15 protein-coding genes, 1 tRNA gene and 1 pseudogene are annotated in these 21085 nt (G+C 68.9%); 5 read left to right on the top strand and 12 right to left on the bottom strand.

Annotated features, from left to right (window positions below; genetic code table 11):
• Window positions 1–127 precede the first annotated feature (127 nt).
• Together AB0G74_RS10640 and AB0G74_RS10635 are read left to right on the top strand one after the other, a co-directional pair.
• On the top strand, window positions 128–493 hold the full coding sequence (locus AB0G74_RS10640) for a hypothetical protein (RefSeq protein ID WP_361143119.1): 366 nt from the start codon (window positions 128–130) through the stop codon (window positions 491–493).
• Between the two features lie 73 nt (window positions 494–566).
• Complete coding sequence (locus tag AB0G74_RS10635) at window positions 567–1091, top strand: hypothetical protein (protein ID WP_361143116.1); 525 nt, start codon at window positions 567–569, stop codon at window positions 1089–1091.
• 392 nt (window positions 1092–1483) lie between these two features.
• Here AB0G74_RS10635 and AB0G74_RS10630 read toward each other — a convergent pair.
• Window positions 1484–2110, bottom strand: a pseudogene (locus AB0G74_RS10630) (hypothetical protein); the annotation flags it as partial.
• A gap of 563 nt (window positions 2111–2673) precedes the next feature.
• Between AB0G74_RS10630 and AB0G74_RS10625 the strand changes: the two are divergent.
• Both AB0G74_RS10625 and AB0G74_RS10620 read left to right on the top strand, forming a co-directional pair.
• Window positions 2674–4083, top strand: coding sequence for a hypothetical protein (locus tag AB0G74_RS10625; RefSeq protein ID WP_361143113.1), 1410 nt, complete (start codon window positions 2674–2676; stop codon window positions 4081–4083).
• An 802-nt stretch (window positions 4084–4885) separates the two neighbouring features.
• Window positions 4886–6739, top strand: a complete 1854-nt coding sequence (locus tag AB0G74_RS10620) for a hypothetical protein (RefSeq protein WP_361143110.1) — start codon at window positions 4886–4888, stop codon at window positions 6737–6739.
• A gap of 71 nt (window positions 6740–6810) precedes the next feature.
• Here the strand turns inward: AB0G74_RS10620 and AB0G74_RS10615 are convergent, their stop codons facing one another.
• The 5 genes from AB0G74_RS10615 to AB0G74_RS10595 all read right to left on the bottom strand — a co-directional run bounded on the left by AB0G74_RS10615 (window position 6811) and on the right by AB0G74_RS10595 (window position 13800).
• Window positions 6811–7092: a hypothetical protein gene (locus tag AB0G74_RS10615; protein WP_361143107.1), complete on the bottom strand. Its 282-nt coding sequence runs from the start codon at window positions 7090–7092 to the stop codon at window positions 6811–6813.
• A gap of 638 nt (window positions 7093–7730) precedes the next feature.
• Window positions 7731–9812: an Hsp70 family protein gene (locus tag AB0G74_RS10610; protein ID WP_361143104.1), complete on the bottom strand. Its 2082-nt coding sequence runs from the start codon at window positions 9810–9812 to the stop codon at window positions 7731–7733.
• The gene (locus AB0G74_RS10605; RefSeq protein ID WP_361143101.1) at window positions 9809–10450 is read right to left on the bottom strand and encodes a hypothetical protein; all 642 of its coding nucleotides are present in this window, start codon (window positions 10448–10450) and stop codon (window positions 9809–9811) included. The genes AB0G74_RS10610 and AB0G74_RS10605 overlap by 4 nt, the downstream gene beginning before the upstream one ends.
• 57 nt (window positions 10451–10507) lie before the next feature.
• Window positions 10508–12196 carry a hypothetical protein gene (locus AB0G74_RS10600; RefSeq protein ID WP_361143098.1) on the bottom strand — a complete coding sequence of 563 codons (1689 nt, stop codon included), beginning with the start codon at window positions 12194–12196 and terminating at the stop codon, window positions 10508–10510.
• A 236-nt stretch (window positions 12197–12432) separates the two neighbouring features.
• Window positions 12433–13800: a hypothetical protein gene (locus tag AB0G74_RS10595; protein ID WP_361143095.1), complete on the bottom strand. Its 1368-nt coding sequence runs from the start codon at window positions 13798–13800 to the stop codon at window positions 12433–12435.
• A gap of 433 nt (window positions 13801–14233) precedes the next feature.
• On the opposite strand from AB0G74_RS10595, the gene AB0G74_RS10590 reads away from it, so the two are divergent.
• A complete protein-coding gene (locus AB0G74_RS10590; protein ID WP_361143092.1) occupies window positions 14234–15253 on the top strand; it encodes a hypothetical protein in 1020 nt (339 codons plus the stop codon).
• Window positions 15254–15495: 242 nt separating this feature from the next.
• On the opposite strand, the gene AB0G74_RS10585 is transcribed toward AB0G74_RS10590, so the two are convergent.
• From AB0G74_RS10585 to AB0G74_RS10560, 6 genes are all read right to left on the bottom strand, one after another.
• Window positions 15496–15583, bottom strand: a tRNA-Leu gene (locus AB0G74_RS10585).
• Window positions 15584–15811: 228 nt separating this feature from the next.
• The gene (locus AB0G74_RS10580; RefSeq protein ID WP_361143089.1) at window positions 15812–16201 is read right to left on the bottom strand and encodes a hypothetical protein; all 390 of its coding nucleotides are present in this window, start codon (window positions 16199–16201) and stop codon (window positions 15812–15814) included.
• 159 nt (window positions 16202–16360) lie between these two features.
• On the bottom strand, window positions 16361–17551 hold the full coding sequence (locus AB0G74_RS10575) for a sugar phosphate isomerase/epimerase family protein (RefSeq protein WP_361143086.1): 1191 nt from the start codon (window positions 17549–17551) through the stop codon (window positions 16361–16363).
• A 2-nt stretch (window positions 17552–17553) separates the two neighbouring features.
• Window positions 17554–19011 carry a nucleotide pyrophosphatase/phosphodiesterase family protein gene (locus AB0G74_RS10570; protein ID WP_361143083.1) on the bottom strand — a complete coding sequence of 486 codons (1458 nt, stop codon included), beginning with the start codon at window positions 19009–19011 and terminating at the stop codon, window positions 17554–17556.
• Entirely contained in the window at window positions 19008–20204 is a 1197-nt protein-coding gene (eboE, locus tag AB0G74_RS10565; protein WP_361143080.1) for a metabolite traffic protein EboE, read from the bottom strand. The genes AB0G74_RS10570 and eboE overlap by 4 nt, the downstream gene beginning before the upstream one ends.
• 19 nt (window positions 20205–20223) lie before the next feature.
• Window positions 20224–21084: a TatD family hydrolase gene (locus tag AB0G74_RS10560; RefSeq protein ID WP_361143077.1), complete on the bottom strand. Its 861-nt coding sequence runs from the start codon at window positions 21082–21084 to the stop codon at window positions 20224–20226.
• Between the last annotated feature and the right edge of the window lies 1 nt (window position 21085).

The raw sequence follows: 21085 nt of genomic DNA, 5'->3' as shown, positions 1-21085 counted from the left end.
GGCCCATCCGGTACCCGGAGCCCGCCCACCGGGGAACGGCCGACCGCACGTCGGGACAACCATGTTGGAGTCCCCCCTCGCCTTACGGCACGGACGGGACCTCGTCAGTCCCGAGCTGTTTGAGAAGGTGTCCGAGTTCTGCGCGGAGGAGTACGGGCACGAGCCGTCCACCGCCCGCAGGATCGTCGACCAGGCCCTTGCCTTCCTCAAGGTCATGGGCGACACCCGCGCGTTCGACATGACTCCGTCGACGACCGTCGATCCCGGATGGCACTCGTTCGCCTTGCACACGCAGGACTACGCGACCTGGTGCCAGGGGCAGTTCGGCTTCTTCCTGCACCACCAGCCCAAGGCAAGCGTCCGTACCCGTCCGCCGATCGGTTCCGTGGCGGACCGCGTCAAGGCGGCCGGCTTCTACGTCGATGACCGCCTGTGGGGGGCGGCGAAGGATTGCAACCCGCCCGCGTGCTGCGGTGACGGCGACGGCTGCTGATCCACTCCCGCCGAACGGAAGCGGTCCGGGCGTAGCCGAGGCGCCCGGATCGCCACAGCCAAGGGTTGCCACAATGAGCAGCAATGACGAGGGCCTCACCGGAACCAGTCGGGTCACAGTGTTCGCCATGTTCGGTGCGGTTTTCGGCTACACAACCCACCACCTCGCCCACCGGCGGATCGGAGAGGTGGCTGTCATCGGCCCCCTGAGCCCCGGCGTCGAATGGCCCTGGCTCTGGCAGATGGCCCGCACCTGCGGCAGGCCCGCCGCCAAGGACACCGAACTTGCCCAGTGGATCCTGATCCAGGCAACCCGCTCGTTCGTCTGCGGCAGCGACCGCATCGCCCACTTCCATGACCAGGGCTGGAAACTGGAGCCCGGCGGGAAGCGAGTCAGCTTCGAATCCACCTACGCCCACCGTGACCACCTGTGGACCGGCAACCTGACCGTGGACGGACTTCCCCCCGACCAGGTGTCCGAGCACCCTTCGATCTACCGGGCACAGCTCGGCCGCCTTGGCATCCTGCTCCCCGAACGCATCCAGTCCGACCACGAGGCCGGGAAAGATCGTGGCACGCTCGGACATGAAGCTGGGTGACTGGCCGGACGAGTGGCTCCGCTTCCTGGACTCAGTGCGGGACCCCACGGGAATCGGGCGTGTGACGGAGGCCTGACTCACCGCTGCCTTCGGGATGCCCCGCTGTGGACCGCCTGTACCGCCACCAGCGTCCGACGCAGTGAGCCCTGGGCAGTTGATCACGTGGTTGGTCACGCCACAGCCCAGAAGAGCAAAAAACCCTAGCTCAGCTGGGGTCTTAGCCGGTGGGTCGTTCACGAGATCCTTTGACCAGCCGCAACAGGGCTGATTGATGTTGAGGTTCCCGCGAGTCGCAAGATCATCCCCCGAGAATATGCGCACGCAACTGTTTTGATGAGGTGCGTTTGTGCCCCTGAGGTGGCTCGTCCGCGCAGCTCCCATGCGGGCACTCTGATGTGCTCGATAGCCTGCTGGCGCTTGTAGTCGGCATGCGCGCTGACGCCCACCGCTACGGCCATGAGCACGAGCGGCGCGGCCACGGTGAGCGCCGCGCTGCCGACGGCCGCGACGCCGGCTGTCGCACCGGCTCCGCCGACCGCCCCTGCTGCCGCCGCTTTACCGACTGGGACGAACGTCGCATTAGCAGCGATGCCCGTCGAGTTCACAAGTGCGCTGTGGATGCCACCGGCCGCCGCCTTCGACGCCATCGGGCGAACGACACCCTGACCGAACTGGGCCGCGACCTTCGCCGGAACCACCATGCGATACAGGTTTTCGCCAGCAGCGGTCGCCCTGGCCGCCGTAAGGGAACTTCGCGTCGATTGCGTGATGAACTGCGACAGGTGCTGCGCCAGGGGACTCGCGGCATCGAGTGGGATACCTCGGCTGCGGTCGAGCTTGTCGGGCAGCGGATGCACCTCGAGTGTGGCGATCGGCGCGTCGGCCAGGGCGGCCAGCACGCCGCGCAGTTCAGCCAGGCGCTCAGCCGTCATCAGCCCGTCTCCGACCACAGCCGGCACCCGGACGTCATCGGTTGCCAGCGTCCACACCGGAACCGCTGCCTTGCGATGGTCAGTCATCGTCTCCCCCTTGTTTTCCAGCAACAGCGTACGGCTGACGTCCGACAAGAGCGGCATGAACGTCGTGTATGCAGCTGCGGGCTCTGTCTGCCGGTGAATTGACGATCTCACCACGGAGGCACGGCGCCCACCTGCAATGATCTGGCCGGGACCGGCGGCTCGTGGTGCGGGCCGACGAGAGACCCATTGAGCACGCGGGAATCGCACGCTGCGAAAGATCGCGGACCGCCGACGGCCCGCTTAGCAGCCTCAGAGTCGCCCTGACCACAGCGCTCCCAAACGATCGCTTGCGTTAGCATCGAACTCAACTCGGGCGTTACAAATACCCAATTCGTAAACTCTGTTGGCCTCTCGCCCGAAGTCAGCATCTACCCTGAGGCAGAGTCAGTACCTCCTGCCGATGCAGCGCTCCGGCAGCCGACAAGGGGTGGCAAGTGACAGCGGATGTGCGTGGGCCGGCATGGGCACTCGCAGGATTGGGCGTGCGGTCCGGGCGGTATCCCCTGGCGGTGGAGGGCCCGGTGATGCGAGCCGTGGACCGGTTGGTTCCCGGAGTGTCCACCGTGACCCGCTACATCCGTTACCACTCGCTGTATGCGGCGATCGCGGCGCAGGCGGAACGGAACGCGTGGGACATCACCGCGTGCCGCCGGGCTGTCCGCCGCAGCGAGGTCCTGCTGGCCGCGCTCCAGCACCACACGGAGACGGATCCAGCGTTGCTTGCCCACGGGGTCGATCGAGTGCGGCGTTTCTGCACTGAGGAACTGGAACTCGCGCGAGCCGCCGACGAGGAGCATCTGAGCCAGTCGTACTCACCCCGCCGCTGGGGCTTTTGGGATCAGTATGGCGGGCCCGCCACGGTGCTCGGTACCGTGGATGTCCGAGACGGAGTGCTCAGACCCGGCAGGCACCCGTGCCCTCCCGCGGTCAAGGAGCTCTTCGCCCCTCTGCTGTCTCTCGCAGCGAGGGACGTCGTGTCCTTCGCCGACCTGGAGACGGCGGGGCAGGCGGCTCTCGGTGTCCCGTGTGCGGCCGAGCAGGAATGGCTGACGGACGTGCTGACCGCAACTCGCGGTGGAGGAACCCACGCGCAGGGAGACTGGGAGGCGTCCGACCGCACTCGGCGTGCGACCCTCCGTATCCTCGGCCGGGCGATCGATCTTCACGGTCATGAGGGCCACGGGTATCAGGAGACGCTGCGCTCCGCGGTCGCCTTCGGCGGCGAGGCGACAACGGATCCCGTTCTGGCGGTGATTCCCGAGACGGCCGGCTGGCGCGGGGTGCTGCTGCGTCACTACTCCGTCGGTGCCTGGCGTCGGCTTTGGGCGGCGCTGGTGGCCGATGTCGGCTCCAAGGACGGCGAGGCCGACCGGTCGGCCGAGGAACTACGCGACTGGCTGGCGCAACAGGCCCCGAATGCGAATGTACGGGGGGTCTTGGACGACCTTCCTCCGCTGAAGAACGCGGCAGGCCAGTTGTTGCCTGTCGAACGGCAACTCCTGACGGAGGGTGCCGATGCCCCGATGAGCAATGTGCTGCTCCTGATGGTGGGTGCGCTGCGCTCCCGAGAGGAGCATCTGCCCGGCGACGTACGAGCCGTCTTCCTGGGCCGTCAGCGGCGCTGGGCCGAGTTCCTCGACCCGACATGGGTCGACGGCCTCATCGTCGACTACGCCGACCGGCCGGTCCGCGACCTGGCCGCCCGGCTGGTGGACGACATGCTCGCCCAGTCCCGCAGAGTCGCCCTCGCGAAGCTGCGCACCGACCCCGCGACCGGCGGGCTGAAGATCTTCTCCCGTCTGCACCTTCGCAACGAGCGCTACTTCAAGACCGGTGACGAAGGAGACTCCGACATCGGCACCCGCATCCCCCAACTGGGTTTCCTGGCAGCACAGCTGGGGCTTTTCGCCGTCCGCAACGAATGCCACACCGTCACCACGGAGGGACGGCGAATCCTGGAGACGAACCCATGAGCGCGGCACAGCACACCCGGTTCGCATCCCCCGTCACGCTGCTGAGGGAGTGGAGCGAACGCAGCGATCAGCAGGCGCTGCACGAAGCGCTCTTCCTGGGTTTCACAGTTGATCTTCCCTTCCTAGAGAAGGTCGCCATACCCGTCGCCCGTGCTCTGGGTGCCCGCACGGCGGTGATCGGTGACGCGACCCAAGGGCTGTACGACCCGGTCGATGTGCGCATGGCTGGCCGCAGTTATCTGCACGGCCTGGCCTCCTGCCAGCGTGCGTTCCACCCCAAGGTCGTCCTTCTGATCGGGGAACACGCCTGTCGACTCGCAGTGGGGTCGGGGAACCCGACGCTGTCCGGCTGGGGTGCCAACGACGAGCTGTGGACGGTGTTGGAGACCGAGGACGACGACTCCCATCCCCTCCTGGACGACCTCGCCGACTGGTTGGACGCACTGCCCTCCGCCGTGGAACTGGCCCCTTGGTCGGCGAGTCACCTGATGGAACTGGCTGCCCTTCTGACCGAACGGCATGTCAACGCCCCGGCCGGACCGGAATCAGGTGCCCGGCTTCTGCACAATCTTCAGGAGAGTCTGCTGGACCAACTGCCGCGCGGTCCTGTCGACGAACTGCATGCATACGCCCCGTTCGTCGACGAGGCCGGTCATGCCCTCAGCGGGCTGGTCAGCCGTCTGACACCCCGCCGCACCATCATCGGGCTCCAGCCTCGCTGGTCCAGCTACGACGCCGGAGCGATCAAGAGGGCACTTGGAGGCTTCGACGCGCAGATCCGCTTTTTCTCGAGGAGACTCGGATGCGGCACGGCAAGTTCGTCGAATGGCAGGCCGACGGCCGCCGTTACGCTCTCACCGGGAGCCCGAACCTCACCCGTGCCGCGCTGTGCACTACCACCCGGGACGGCGGCAACTGCGAGCTCGCCGTACTCGCCGCCGACACCGCGCCGCTGCTTCCCGATCAGGGGCGCATCACCTCACTCGCGAGCCTGACGGGCCGCACCATTCGACCCTTCGAGTCCACCGGTCACACGCTCGTCCTGCTGGGCGCGAAGACGGACAGCGAAGGCCTGCACGTCTCTCTGGCACGCCCCCAGCCCCTGCCCGTAGTGATCAGCACGTCTCCGGACGGTTCACCGGGTTCCTGGACGCGGACCGGAACCATTCCGGCGGGGGCGTCGGCCTGTTTCTTCCCGCTGCCGGAGGTTCCTGGTGCGGCGGTTCGCGCCACGTGCACGCGTCCTGACGGCACAACCGCCGAATCCGCCGTCGTCTTCGTCTACAGCCCCGTGCACTGCGCACGAGGCCACAGTGCCGACAGCGGTCCCCGGCTGAGATACGACTACACAGCGCAGGCCCTGTTCGCCGACGAGCGTGCCGCACGCCGTTTCGAAACCGACCTGCTGCGCCTGCGCGAGCTCACCGCCGCAGCGTCCGCTCCTCGGGTGAGCCCGGCGGGAGACGCGGCAGCGGGCTCGGTGACTTCGAGCGGCGCCGACCGCTGGGACACCTACCTTGCCGACTGCCGCCGGATGATCGGAGCACCGTTGACGGATCTGGCGTTCGGCACCTCGCAGCTCGACCTGCCGCAGGCACCCTCGTCGCGGTGGATCGTGTCGGCGGTCACCGTTGGCGTGCGGGAGGAGGACGATGAAGAACACGAGGATGAGACGGAGGAGGCGGACCTACCCACCACGAGCGAGCCGCTCACCCTCTACGTCGCGCCAGGGCAGCGTGCCCGTTGTCGCGCCTGGGCCCAGCGCTGGGTCGGGGCGCTCACGGGCCCTGACGGTTCAGCCGCGGCACCGGTTCCAGTGTGGTTGCTCGTGGCCAACCTGTACGTCCAGCTCCTGGCCGCCGGAGTCTGGGACGAGCAGGACCAGAGCTGGCGCGACGGACTCAGCCGCCTCCTCGAAGCACTCGGTTCCGAAGACATGCGGGGCGAGGCGGACCATGACGCTCCGCCGGAGACCCGGCCACGACTGGACGCGGTGGCGGCCGTGGTGATGACACTGCTTGCTCAGGACGCCACTATCACCGGCGGCGGCGAGCACGACGTACTGGCCGCCCGCGCCTGGCACACCAGCAAGGCGTTGATCGCGCGTGCCGAGCCCGCCGAGGCGGAGGACCTGATGATCCCGCCGGACCAGGCGCTCGCCCGCGTCGCCCCCTGGAGCGAAGTGGACAGACTCATCACCCTGGCACAGGAGGACGACCCCTACGCGGAGGTGGTCGAGGGGCTCACCGCGGTCGGCTGGTCGGTCACGTGCGAGGACGGCATCTGGGAGATCACGGGCTCCTTCGGCAATCCGCTTCCGGTCGTGGCCAAGGCCGCCGAACGACTTGGACGGCACCACACCGACGGCGTGCTCGTACGAGCCCGCAGCAAGAACCGCTGGGCCTTCATGGCGTGGGCGGATCCCTACCTGGTCCTGCTGAATCCCCCGGCACGTGTCTGGCGCACCTACCAGGTACGACTCCCTGCCACACCGGAATCACGGTTCAGCGGCGGCGACCTTTCCGCGGCACCCGGCCGCGTGGGTTCTCCGACCCCGCTGCAGAAGGGCCCGCCGGAAGCTCTCAGGAAGATGCTCGCCGAAGCAGGTCTCCCCTATCCGGAGTTGGTCGGTCGCCTGTTCACACTCGACACGTGACGGGGAAAAGAAGACGATCTGCGCCGTGACGCCGCCGGCGACGGTCCGTCGAGCAGCTGAGTTGCCTCGGTTCACCTCGCTCCACGGTCCCGCCGCTGCTCAGGGCGGGCAGGCACGGTGATGGTGGGCGCCTGTCCCCGGGGCAGTGAGCTGTCCGCTCCGAGTACTTGGCAGCGCGCCAGTCCGTGCCGGGACCACAGTGCGGCCGTCCACGCACAGAGCAGCGCGTCGATGAGGTCCTCCCGATGCTTGTAGTCGGCCGCCTTCTGGGGTGTGGGCTCGGAGCGCAGTTGACGGGAGACCGGGTGGGAGGAGAGCAGGAGGGGCGGATCAGCGGTGGCCAGGCCCGCCATGTACCCGATCAGCCTGTCGCACTCCGCCGCCCGTACCGCCCACCACTGTGCCGTCGGAACTCGTGCCGGTCGACGCTTGTACGTGGGGCGCTCCTGGTCGTAGCCCAGCTCGGCGGCTCCGACCAGGGTCGTGTACGGGGTAGCACTCGGAGAAGACCCGACCGCCGGTCGGCGGCCCGCCCCTGCCGTCGTCGTAGGTCCAGCCCGACTCCTGCAGCCTCCTGCAGCAGCGCTCCGGCCTGTCGGGGAGAGCTCTGGTTGGTGCTTCGCGCTCAACTTCCGACGGCCGTACCGCTGGCCGACCTGCCTTTCGCACGGCCGCTGGCCAGCCGGGTTGTCGACGACCAGCCGTGCATCGACGAACCCCAGGGTCGATCCGTCGACGGCTGTCCTGGTCAGCCATGACATCGTCTCGTCGAGGCCACGGGTCCAGCCGCAAATGCGATCACGACGCCGTGCCCATTGATGACGTCCACGCCTGTTTCACTCGGCTTGGAGCGTGCTCCGCTCTGTGCCAAGGCGAGGTCGATGCCGATGGACCGTTCGATGCCCATGCAGCCGTGGTGCCAGAGCACCGGCCACTGATGTGAATAGGGCCTCCTCCCTGCCGACCAGCCGGGCTGCGGCGGCCGAGGTGTTCATCTCTTGTAGCGCGCACCGTTGTTGATCGGTGGAATCCGTGAGCTGAAGACCCAGACCCCTTGGGAGAGCGTCGCGCCGAGCATGCGCCCGGAGGTTCGCAGCCAGGGGTTGGAGGCTTGGAGCGGAGCGAAGTTGTCATTCGAGACGATAACCCCGTCCACGGCATTGGCGATGTCGATGACGAGTGCGTCTCCGCGCCCTTCCGTACCGGCCGGGGGCTGTACCACCTGGCGTGCGTCGATCGCCGCCTGCACGACCGCTCGCTCCTCCTCGGCCACGTCGTGGCGCAGCGTCGCGTCAACGACTACGTGAATGTCCCGGTCGGGATAGCGGCGCTGCAGGGCGGCGACGCCCTGTTCCAGGATGGCGAAACGCGGTCGGCCACCGGCGGGCCGGCTGGCGCTGGAGATCCAGGCGAGGTTCGAGCCGTCGACCACCAGTGGACGGTTGTCAGCCGTGGCAGCGAGACGCGCCAGGGCCTCGGGGGACGCCTTGCCACGCTTCGGACCTGCCTGCGCCGAGGGGACGTCGGGCTTGGTCCGGTGAGGATGGGTGGGCAACGGGGCGCTGCGATGGGGTGCCACGCGCAGGGACATCAGGTGAGCCAGTTCCTTCTCGACCTCGGGCGATGCCCCGGTGGTGCCGAAGCTCGACACCGGTTCGTTGAGAACGACCTCGCCTGTTTTGGCGAGCGTCGCCTTGACTTCGAGCAGCCCTTCCTTGGTGTAGGTGTAGTCGAGTTCGAACGTTCCGTCCTGCGCTGAGCATCGCCTCTTGTACTCGAGGGTGAGCACAGTGAGCCGGACATTGTCCGGGTGGTCGACCGGCTTGTCCGGGTCGCCCTCCCACACCTCGACCTGGAGAGACGCCAGGTTGTCCTTCGTCGGTGTGTACGACTTCTTGCGGATCTGCGGAAGCGGCTGGTTCCGCGGGATGATGGTGCTGAAACTGCGCCGACCACCGCGCTCGGTCGTCACCGTGCCCAGGGCATGGGCGTTGACAACCTGGACGATGCTGTCGAGTTCGCCGTTCAGGGAAGCGGCCGCGATCGCGGCGCCCTCGGCCACGGCCGTCATCGGGTTGCACAGGTCCGCGCCGACCGGCACGCATCCGAGGGCCTCGGTGACCGCAGCTCGTACGGCCGGGATCTGGCTGCTCCCCCCGATCATCAGGACGGCGGTGAGCTCACCCGGTTCCATGCGGAGGTCTTCCAAGCAGGCCTCGACGGGGTTCAGGGCCCGGGAGATGAGGTCCTGGATCTCCTCGGAGAACTCGTCCTGGGTGATCTCCACGCCGTTGCCGTCGGGGGTGATGACGTGGACGCTGCTCTGCTGCGACAGGAGGATCTTCGATCGCTCGATGTCGAGCCCGAACTGGCGTTGTTCGGACGGAGTCCACTGACGGCGTCGCGGTGCCCGTTCGAGAATCAGACGTTTGAGACGTTCGTCAATTTCGATCCCACCGAGGCGGTTGACTCCGCGGGACGCCTTCTCGTCGAAGAACCCGTCCTCGTGGAGCAGGATGGTGGAGTCCATGGTGCCGCCGCCCCAGTCGAAGACCAGGAACTCCCCGCTTTCCTCAAGGGCGTGGGCGTACGCGATGGCTGCTGCCGTCGGCTCGTTGAGCAGGGCCTGTACGGCGACGCCCGCGACCTTGGCCGCCTCGCGTGTCCGGTAGCGCGCTGCGCCCGTCGCGTTAGCCGGGACGGTGACAACGGCCGGTGTGATATCGGTGGCCGCCTCCTCCTCCGCCACCCTGGCCATGGTGCGGAACACTCCTGCGGCAGCCGTGGTCGCCGCGAAGCGCCGGTTGCCGATCGTGAGCAGTTGTTCGTCACGGAGCATGCGCTTGCACGCTTCCACGGCGCTCTCTGAACGGAGCTTGGCCTCCCAGCCGAACAGCGTTCCGGGACGCAGCGAGCTGGTGCCCACCACGGAGGGGAAGAGACACTCGAAGCCGGGCCTTCGCCAGTCGGCGTCGAGTCCGTAGCCGCCGAGTTCCATGACCTCCACGTATGCGCCGTTCCACTGAGCGGCCACCGAGTTGGTCGTTCCAAAGTCGATGCCCGTCGCGGTCATCGGCCCCCCTCCGTGCCGTTCGTTCCGTCGCCGGTGATCTCCACGCGACGCAGCTGGCCGGCGAGGGCGAGTTTGCCGGTGGCCTCGTCCATGTAGGCGGGTCGCAGGACCTCGAAGTGCTCGCCCTGTCCCTCGGTCACCACGAACAGTTCCGGTGAATCGGTGTCCGTGACCCGACGCAGCTGAAGCTGGCCGAGGTGCTCGGTCATGGCATCCGCCACGGCTCGGGAAGCGCCCTGCGCGTGGAGGAGCGCGTCGATCTCGCACAGCCTGCCGACAAACTGGGCGCGGGTGCGGAACTCTGCGATGACTGCGGTCCGGACGGCCTGGGGCAGCGCGCTGTTCATTCCTCCTGCGAGGTGCTCCTCGCCGAGTTCTGCCAGTGCCGCCGGTATGGCAGCCACGATGCCCTTGATCACCTGAGTGGCGTCGAGTGGTTCGGAGGCCGACCATGCCGTCCGCTGCGACTGTCCGGCCTTCTTCACCCGGCGTATCGCCGTCGCGGTGGGTTTCGGACGTTTCTGCGTGGCCTCGGGGCGGATCTGCCCGCAGTGCGGACACACCTTGTGCGACCTGAGACGCTTCTCGGCCTTGTTGGGGCGCTTCTTGATCTTGGTACGTCGGTGCGTGTGCGGCATCGCTGAGTGGCCTGACTTCTCTTGGCGAAGGGTGTTCTCGGACGGCGTGTGCGACCACTACCTGGATCGGTGGCGGTCAAGACGTGGTGGCGTGGTACGGAAGTCCTGGAGGAGCTCGACGGCGGCCCGCGCACGCACGGCCTCCATGTCCGCCCCGCTGGTGGCGGGTGTGCGCCGCGGCAAGGGCTCCAACGGCGGGACCATGGACCGCGGCACGTCGTCGGGTGCCTCGTAGACCGAGTGGGTCAAGGGCAACCTGAAGAAGACCGCATCTCCGGCTTCGTTCCGGCGCGCCTGGTCGAGACGACCGCGGATCATGTTGAGCCGCGCGTACTTCGCCGTGTCGAAGCGTGACTCGCGGACGAGCTCGCGGTATCGGGTCTCCCAGTCGGCGGAGCCGTGCGGCAGGCCGAGATCCAGGTACGGATTGGTGAGGGGATCACGGCTGTTCTTGGGCGTCGAGCACCATACGCGTATGAGCCGAAGGTTGCCCGTCGCTTCGTCGGTCAGCGCCACCGCGCGTTCCGTCAACGCCTCGGCGTCCGGCAGATCCTCACGTGCGAGAGCGGCGTAGGCAGCGATGTTGAGGGCTTCGGGCAGAATGCCCCGCATACTCGGCGGAGGTTTCCTGCCAGGCTTCGACGGGCGGTCGAATGCCGCGGACTGCCGTCCGGCCTCCTCCACGCGGCCTTCGATCACAAGGTCGTACGCTCTGCGAATGGCCGTCCAGGCATGGAAGTCGCTGAGCCGCGGATCGACGGTGGACTGGGGGTCCCACAGCGTGGACATCAGCGCCCACAGGCCGCGGTCGGCAAGGAAGTTCCGGGGCCAGTTCCCCTCGTGGGATCCGGCCTTGAGATTGCGCAGCTGGATGCGCTGTTCCTGGGGAAGCGCGGCATCCAGCTCCTGAAGGCGCGTGGTGTCTCCCACGGATACCTCGACCAGCAGGTCCCAGACGTCCGGCCGGCCGTCGGCAGCGGACCCGTCGGTGTCCGGTTCCTCGCCGGACACGAATTCCTCGCGACGCAGGAACCACGTCCAGTCCAGGGCACGGGCCTCGTCCCGCGTCACCTGCCCCGGCACCAGTCGGGCACGCAGGTAGAGTGCCTCGTCGTCGCCCCGGTACGCCCACGGGTCGTCCTCCGGCAGGATCCCGCCGTGCTCGATAAGGTCGTCGACGACGGGCAGCGGAGCCCAACGGAGCACCTCGGGAAGCAGTGTCCTGGGCACGGGCACGGCTCCGCCCATGGCGACCGAGGTGAACAGCGAGTAAGCGGGCCCACCGGTCAGGCTTCGGGACGAGCGGGCCAGCAACAGACTGGGGGCGGTGGAGCAGATAACCGCCAGGCGGTCCGTCCCCTCAGGTGTGAGCCACTCCACTCCTGCGGCGTGCAGAGTCCGAAGGTGCCTCAGGACGTCCGTGGGCGTGCACTGCCTCAGCAGTGCTCCGACTGCGGGCAGCAAAGTGTCCGCCGCGGGAGAACCCTCGACCGCCTTGCGCAGCTCCTTCTTGTGATGACCGCCGCCGTCCGCACCTTCACCGCCGTTCGCCTGCTGCAGTTCCTCCAGCACTTCCTGCACGGCGCTCACGGCTTCGGCGCCGTTCACGCCGAGCCACCGCCACTTACGAACGACGAATCCACTGGTGCCGTGCGAGGGGGTAGCCTCACGTCGCTGCCTCTGCTCGGCCAGCCGACGTCTCTCAGCCGCGATGGCGGCTTGCCGGGCCGCCACGGGGTCGGTCATCTCATACACCCCCGCAGATTATCCGGCACCACTGACATACGTCTCCAACTGCAACTACTCCCGGAGCAGTCAGCACTTGGCCGCGCCGGCCCGCAGCCTCGCGGTGAACTTCGGCACGTGCGAGACCCCCGCCCCGGTCTCGCACGGCAACCCCGGATTCCTCGACGCCTCCGCCCTTGCGGTGCCGATCGGGTCGCACGGAACACCCGGTTCGGGAAGGCTCACCGATGCCGCCCTCAGGGACTGAGCGGGCGCACCGAGGGAAGCGCCTCGTCTTCCAGCCGCAGGTCGCGTCTCGCGGCCCTGAGCGCGAGTTCCAACTGCCGCACATGCCGACCACCCTCGTTCGCCGCGCCTCCACGATCGTTCGCCGCAGCGGCCAGCCACAACTCGGCGCCGTTGATGGCCCGGGTGACCTGCTTCCCGGCTGCCTCTCCCAGAGCGCCTTCGAGCGGGCGAAGCTGACTGATCAGGTCCCTGGCCCGCTTGCTGTTCCCAGGCCGGTGATTCGCCCCGCCCGAAGGCCCATCGTCGTCAGCCGCGGTCCCGGCCGTGGACGTGGACCTCGAAGCGTCGGCGGAACTCTCCGCGAGTGCGCCGGCCTGGCCTGGCCCACCCACAGGAGACCGTTCGCATGCAACGGCCGGGACAGAGGGAGGTGACCACAGCCCGGTGCGTTGTGCCTGGTCGGCGTTCAGGCGGATGAAGCGCTCAGCGGCCACGATCCAACCCGTTCCGCCGTCCGCCACAAGAACACGCGCTCCGTCAGGCACGCGGTAAACCTGCCCCGCGAGCGGGATTTCAGTGTCCGCGGGAACGGAGAGAAAGGCCCGGGTGACCGCGCCGCCGTCAGGCTTGACGTAAGCGGCAAGCAGACGCCGATCCCCGCCGACCACAACGGGCCCGCTATCCATGGCCTCGCCGCCCGGTACGGGAGCGAAGACCAGAGCACCCTGGACGGGGAAGCCTGCGGGTTCGGGACGGAGCCGGGACGGGCGCACGCTCTCCAAGTGTGGGGTGAGCAGGCCCGTCGGCGACAGCGTGCACTCCTCCAACGGCGCCCAGTGCAGCGAATGTCCGTGTGTCTGCAGTCCGATGTGGACGCGACGCTCTCCGCCGTGGGTGACGAGGCGGACCCGGAGCAGGAAGCCCTGACGGTCCAGCAGCTCCCGGGTGACCGGACCGTCCTGCGCGAAGATCCAGTCCACGCCGACGGCGTCCTCGTCGAACTTGTCGGCAGCGTGACGCCAGGCCGGAAAGTCGAGAGCACCGAGCTGGAACCTCACTCGGAGTCGTATGCCCGGAGCGAGCAGATCCACGGCACCGCCCGGGCCGGCGCCGAGATCCCGGATGCTGACCTTGCCCGGCACACCCTGCCGTTCGAGCAGTCGCTCCACACCGCGCTTGATGAAGAGGTGATCGGCGCTGGACTCACCGTTGGCGGTGCGATGGCACACGGCATTGGGGTGGTGGGCGAAGTGGCACACCTTGCCGGTGTAGCGCCGGTCACTCAACTCACCGCCGCAGCCGCCCAGCTGGATCCCGCACCAGTAGGTGTAGTCGGGGTGCAGCTTGCGCCAGTGGTCCAGTTCGTGATGATCCATGGGCAGGATCACAGGGTAGCCGGAGTACCTGTCTCCGATGACCGCGGTCTGGACCCTTCGGTGGTCCAGTGGGACGAACCTCATCAGCGGCGCCCCGGGCCTCCGACGCTCTGACGCCCGATCACCGGCGTATGCCCGGGCCAAGTCCCGAAACCGGTCATGTCGCCCCCTCTTGTCTCAGCCGCCGAATCGGCCGAGACACACTCGACTGAAGCTCAGGATGGGCCTCGGCGACATTGTTTGCAATGCGTCGCGGCACCGAGTCCGGTATGCCCCCACGTCACCCTTCCGCATTGCGGGGGCAAGTTCGGCCCGCACCGACTTGTCCGGTGGACCGAGTCGCGGGCCGATACCCCAGCGGGTGGCCTACCCGGTGGCGCAGCAGGCCCCCGCCCGCTGCGCCACCGGGCAGCTCCTGCGGGGACGACGGAGGATGACCGCTTTCCCGGGCTATGGCGATGGCGACCTCGCCGGCGCCTACCCCGCGGTCCGCCTCGGCATGATCCTTCGCACCCCGGGTACCGAACCCGGTCCGGCCGCCCTGCGCGCCATCCGGCCGGCCTTCGAACGAGGCCTGGTCAAAGAACTGTTCTGCGCCGACCGGGGCATCACCCAGGCCAAGCCTCACAACCTGCATCTGCAACTGCTCAAACTCGGCCTCAACGCGGTGAAGCACTACAACGACGACAGGGTCGACCGGCAGGGAGAGTTCCGTGGCATGCAGCTGGTCGGCGGCGAGTTCTACTGCCCGCTGATGCCCGCCCCGCTCATCACTGCGGGCGCCATATACATCGACAGCCGCACGGACGAGGACCGCGCCCACGCACTCAACCTGATCCAGTCCCGGAAGAATTACCAGACCAAGATCAAGGAGTACGGGCCCGCAGGGGACCAGCGCAGACAGTGCCCCGCCCTCGGGCCGCACGCCACGGTCACCTGCTACCGCCGGCCCCAGCTACGCCCGTCCACCGTCGTCGACCTCGACGCCCCCACTGTCCGTACCCCCGCAGCCCTGCCCACCATCCCCAGGCCCAAGCGGGACACCCCCGTCTACCCCGACATCTGCAGAGGGAAGAGCATCACCGTCCCGGGCACCGTGTTGGCCAAGTGGCGACAGAAATACCCCCTGTTCACCCCTCTGTGGCAGGAAGCCTGGTCAGGACTGCGCAGTCAGAACGAGGGCGGCAACGGCAACCTCAAGAAGTCCGCCCTCGACAGCATCGACAATCCCCAGCTCCGCCTGCCGCACGGACGCGTCGCGCAGACCCTGCTCAATGCCGTCATCATCTTCGTGGCGAACCTCAGAGCCATCCGACGGTTCCTCCGCGACCAGGGCATCCAGCCCCGCAAAGCCGGCACACAGAGCGCCGCAACCCAACCCGGTGAGCCCTCCGCCCCGCCCCTGGCACGACCGCTTCCGAACGAGCAGGTCGAGCCTCCGCCACGCGAGTGACACACCTCCGTCGCGCTCCGCCCCCTGAAAACTCCACATGCCTGCGCCACGGCTACCAGCCGTCGCGCAGGCATGTCTTGTTTCCGCAGGTGAGAGGCGCAGTACCTGGACCGCCACCGCCTCACCCCCTCATCGAGCCGATCACGAGGCTCAAGGCCCCAGAAACGACGAAATACCGGCGAGTCACATGACTCGACCGGTAATTCGTGAACGCTTCGGGACGATCTCGTGAACGTCCATGCTGGTGTCCGAGGGGGGACTTGAACCCCCACGCCCGATAAAGGGCACTAGCACCTCAAGCTAGCGCGTCTGCCATTCCGCCACCCGGACTCAGGTGAGCGCCTCGGGGGTGTTCCCCTTGGCGACATGGACAACAATACCAGGGGATGGGAGCGCTCATCGACCACGTTTTCCATGGTCAGTGGGGTGAGCGGGGGTTTCCGGAGATCGCCGGGCGGGCGGCGGGCCGAGGTGTCACGAGGCATTACGGTGCGTGACCTTCCGAGGGCTCCCCGGGATGGTGGCGGGGAGCCCGGTCGGGGGCGTGGCCCGGGTTGGTCAGTCGGCGACGCGGCCGTTGCTGGGGGCCTTGAAGCGGAGGAAGTAGTGCGTGTTGTCGGGTACGCCGGAGGCGATCACGGTCCAGCTGTTCGCGGGGGCCCAGGTCCAGCCGTTGCAGGTGCCGGTCGCGATCAAGCAGACCCTGACCTCGACTCCCTGGGTGGGGCGGATATTGATGTCCGCGCAGTTGGGGCCGGTCGTGGCCTCGTTGGCCGGCCACTCCTGGAAGCCGGAGTCCGGGCTGTGGGCAGAGGTGTAGGGGACGGAGCCGCCGTAACAGGTCTGGGCGGGTCCGGCGGATGCCGGGGCGGTGGTGCCGGCGGTCAGGGCGCCGGTCGCGAGGATCACGGGCAGGAGTGACCGGATCGTCACCGAGAGCGCACGCATGTGTTTCCCCCGTCTCGGAGAGGTGTGGGTTTCCCTGGAACGTAGTGACGGGCACGACGGGAGGACAGACGCGATCCGGCCGGTCGTGGGTGGCCTCCCGGTGGGGTGGAGGGGGTACGGGAGGCCACCCGGGGTCGGCGGGGTGTAACGCGGGGGGCATCAGTGGCGGCGGAGGGTCGCGAGGTTGCGGTAGCCGGTGCGGGCGTGCTCCAGGGACTGGCCGGGAACCGAGCCGTTCGGGGCGTTGTCCTGTTCGACCATCGGGTTGTGGAAGTTCCGCTGCCCCACGCGGGAGAAGAAGCGGCGGTAGTCGATGTCGCCGGTGCCGAAGGGGACCATGTCGTACCCCATGCCGCTCGCCGGGTTCACCACGCCGTCCTTGGCGTGGAAGAGGGGGTAGCGCTTGTTCTGGCGGGCGACGAGGGCGGCCGGGTCGAAGATCCGGCGGACGCGGGTGCCGTCGTGGGCGGTGAAGGTGTGGAACTTGTACCGGGCGACGTGGGCCCAGAAGACGTCCATTTCCAGATAGACGTTCCTCGGGTCTGTGTGGCGGAGGAAGTACTCCAGTTTGCGGATGCCGGAGCTGCGGGTGGGGCGGCCCTGGGTGTCGAGGGGGCCGCCGTCGAGGAGGAAGTCGTAGGCCGTGTCGTGGTTGTGGGTGTAGAGCTTGATGCCCGCGCGGCGGGCGATCGCGCCCAGCGTGTTCCACTTGTCGGCGGCCTCGTCCCATTCGGCCTTGGTGGAGCCCCAGGTGGGGTCGCCGCCGGTGCCCATATGGCCCGTGCCGAGGATATTGGCGATCTCCAGCGCCTGCTTGAAGCGGTCGAGGTCGGGGGTGGTGAGCGGCCAGGAGCCGGGGATGAAGCCGTGGTTGCCGCGGGCCCGGAGGCCGTAGTCGTCCAGCCAGGAGCGGAGGAGGCGGGCTCCGGCGACGGAGTCCAGGTTCGCGCCGCCGGGGGCGTTGGCGTGCTGGCCGTAGCCCGCGAACTCGATCTGGCGGTAGCCGTAGCGGGACAGCTCGCGGAAGACCTCGCGGAAGCCGGACGGCAGCTCGGTGGTGCCGGGGTCGCGGCCGATGGCGTCGCGGACCGTGTAGAGGATCAGGCCCCGCTTGTCGGCGGGGACGAGCGCCTTCCGGTCATGGCCGTGGTCGTGATCGTCGTCGTCCCGGCCGCGGCCGTGGGCCAGGGCGGGCGAGGCGCCGAAGACGGGGGCGGCGACGGCCGCCGCGCCCACCGCCGTACATGTGGTGAGGAAGCGGCGGCGGTGGACTCCCAGCGCCCGGCGCAGCGATTCCTCAGAGGAAGAAGGAGAGGAGGAGGCAGGGGAGGAAGATCTGGGGAAGGGCACGGTTACTCGCTTTCTTCGGGTGCTTCCGGGTGCGCGGTGCCGAGGCCGGCGAGCCGCAGCAGCAGGGACTTCACATCGGTGGCCGCCACTCGGCCCTCGACGGCGCGGGGGGTGGAGCACAGCAGGAGCGGACCTTCGTCGTCGCTCGCGGGGAGGCGGCCGTGGCTGCCGCGGATCGGGGCCGGGTCGAGGGGGACGACCGCGAGCCGGTAGCGCATCCCGAGTTTCTTCCGGGCGATCGCCCCCGCCGCCCTGAGGCGGACATAGGGGTCGTCCGGGTCCATGAAGAGTTCGGCGGGGTCGTAGCCGGGTTTGCGGTGGATTTCCACGAGCCGGGCGAAGTCGGGCGCCCGGGCGTCGTCCAGCCAGTAGTAGTACGTGAACCAGGCGTCGGGCTCGGCGACGGCGACCAGTTCACCGGAGCGGGGGTGGTCGAGTCCGTACGCCTTCTTGCCCTCGTCGTCCAGGATCTCCTCGACTCCTCGCAGCCCCTCCAGGACCTCCCGTACCGCCGGAAGGTCTTCGGGCCTTTTGACGTAGACATGGGCGGTCTGGTGGTCGGCGACGGCGAAGGCGCGGGACGCCATCGCGTCGAGGTACTCCATTCCGTCCTGGGTGTGGACCTCCAGGAACCCGGCGCGGCGCAGGGCGCGGTTGATGTCGACGGGGCGGGAGACCCGGGTGATGCCGTATTCGGAGAGGACGACGACGGTCCGGCCCTCGCGCCGGGCGTCCGCGAGCAGGGGGGCGATCACGGTGTCGAGTTCGGCGGCGGCCCGGTGTGAGCGGGGGTCCTCGGGGCCGTACCGCTGGAGGTCGTAGTCCAGGTGCGGCAGATAGCAGAGGGCGAGGTCGGGGCGGCGGGTGTCGAGGATGTGACGGGTGGCGTCCACGATCCACCGGCTGGAGACCAGGTCGGCGCCGGGGCCCCAGAAGTGGAAGAGGGGGAAGGTGCCGAGCCGGGACGTCAGTTCGTCGTGGAGGGCGGGGGGCCTGGTGTAGCAGTCGGGTTCCTTGCGGCCGTCGGCGTAGTAGACGGGACGGGGGGTGACCGTGATGTCGGTGTCGGCGCCCATCGCGTACCACCAGCAGATGTTGGCGACGGTGTAGCCGGGGTGGACGCGGCGGGCGGCGTCCCAGAGTTTGTCGCCGGAGACGAGTCCGTTGTGCTGGCGCCAGAGCAGGATGTCGCCGAGTTCGCGGAAGTACCAGCCGTTGCCGACGATGCCGTGTTCGGCGGGGAGGGTTCCGGTGAGGAAGGTGGACTGGGCGGCGCAGGTCACGGCGGGCAGTACGGTCGACAGCGGGGCCCGGGAGCCTTCGTCGCCGAGCCTGCGCAGCGTCGGCATGTGGTCGAGGAGGGCGGGGGTGAGTCCGACGACGTCCACGACCAGGAGGGGTGTGGGCCGGTCCGGGGCGTCGGCGGGCGGCTCCGGCGGCTTGGGCGGGACGGCTGTCACGGGAGTTCCTTCAGGCCGAGGTCGGTGAGGAGGTCGCGGGCGAGGGCGAGTTCGGCGGCGATGCCGTCGGCCAGTTGGGCTCGGGTCCTGGGCCGCTGTCCGGCGGGGAGCGCCTGCCAGGTGTAGGTCTCGACCTCCAGGTGGTGGGTGAGCGGGGAGGGGCCGACGAGCCGGGTGAGGGCGTCGCGCAGGACCGGCAGGGTGGAGGTGAGCGGGGGCGCGGGCGGGGCGTGCAGGGGTACGTGGAAGTGGGAGCGCCAGGGCCGGTCGTCGGGCAGGGGCCCGTCGGGGCGGACGGCTTCGGTGAGGTCGTCGGTGCCGAGGAGGCCGCCGCCGGGGGCGCGGGTCCGGGTCTGGTGGAGGAAGCGGGGTTCGGCGAAGGCGGCGAGGGCGTCCCGTACGGCGGGGAGGTGGGGTTCCTCGGCGTGGAGGGCGGCGGAGAGCTGGGCTTTGGGGATGGTGATTCCGGCGGCGGTGAGGGCGTCGACGGCGGTGGCCGGGTCTTCGAAGGAGGTGGCGAGATGGCAGGTGTCGAGGCAGAGGCCGATTCTCGGTGAGCCGATCGCGGTGAGCGGGGCGATGGCGTCGGCGGTGGTCTCGACGACGCAGCCGGGTTCGGGTTCGAGGGCGGCCCGGATCGATTTGCCGGTGAGTTCGGCGAGGGCGTCGAGTCGTTCGCCGAGGGTGGTCAGGGCGCGGCGGGCGGCCGACGCGGGATCGGTGGCGGCGGGGTCGTCGGCGCCGGGGTGGAAGCGGGTGCGCCAGCCGAGGGGCAGGGTGGAGATGGTGCCGTCGGTGGTGTCGTCGGGGAGGAGGGCGGCGAGGACCCGGGCGAGGTCGGTGGTGTGGGCGAGGCGTTCGGGTTCGGTCCAGTCGGGCCGGTAGACCCGGTATTTGACCTCGCCGGTGCCGAAGCCGTCGTAGGGGAAGCCGTTGAGGGTGACGACTTCCAGGCCCCGGCGGTCGAGTTCGGCGCGGAGGGCTCGGAGCGCGGCGGGGTCGGTGACCAGGGCGCGGGCGGCGCCCCTGGCGAGCCAGAGCCCGATCCCGAGGCGGTCGCGGCCGAGGCGGCGCCGGACGGGTTCACAGTCGTCGCGGAGTTGGGCGACGACGCCTTCGAGGGTTTCGGCGGGGTGGACGTTGGTGCAGTAGGAGAGGTGGACGGTGGAGCCGTCGGGGTGGCGGAAGCGCATCGTCGTCGGCCTCCCCGGCTCATTCCCCGCCGCGCAGGACGGAGTTCCCCTCGTGGAGGGCGCCCGCGGCCGTCCCGGCGGTGGGGAGGTCGAGCCGGAGCCTGCCGCTGAGTCCGTAGAAGTCGACGGGGTTGTGCCAGAGCACACGGTCGACGTCGGCGGCGGAGAATCCGGCGGCGAGCATGGCGTCGCCGACGCGGCGGGTCTTCAGGGGGTCGCTCTTTCCCCAGTCGGCGGCGGAGTTCACCAGGACGCGTTCGGTGCCGTAGGTGGTGAGGAGGGCGACCATCCGGTCCTCGTCCATCTTGGTTTCGGGGTAGACGGAGAAGCCGAGCCAGCAGCCGCTGTCGAGGGCGAACTCGACGGTGGTCTCGTTGAGGTGGTCGAGGAGGACCCGGTCGGCGGGCAGCCCGGACTCCCGGACGACGTCGACGGTCCGCCGCAGGCCGGTGAGCTTGTCGCGGTGGGGGGTGTGGACGAGGGCGGGCAGGCCGTGTTCGGCGGCGAGCTGGAGCTGGGCGGCGAGTGCTTCGTCCTCGGCGGGGGTCATCGCGTCGTAGCCGATCTCGCCGACGGCGACGACGCCGTCCTTGACGAGGTAGCGGGGCAGTTCGTCGAGTACGGGGCGGCAGCGGGGGTCGTTGGCCTCCTTGGGGTTGAGGGCGATGGCGCAGTGGTGGGCGATGCCGTACTGGGCGGCGCGGTACGGCTCCCAGCCGAGCAGGGCGTCGAAGTAGTCGTAGAAGGTGCCGGGTGAGGTGCGGGGCTGGCCGAGCCAGAACGCGGGCTCGACCAGGGCGCGGACCCCGGCGTCGGACATCGCCCGGTAGTCGTCGGTGGTGCGGGAGGTCATATGGATATGGGGGTCGAAGATGCGCATG

The organism is Streptomyces sp. NPDC020875, from assembly GCF_040641415.1.
In the GTDB taxonomy this organism is placed as follows: Bacteria; Actinomycetota; Actinomycetes; order Streptomycetales; family Streptomycetaceae; genus Streptomyces.
The sequence above is the reverse complement of the archived record's forward strand: the minus strand, read 5'-3'. Positions and strand labels throughout refer to the sequence as shown.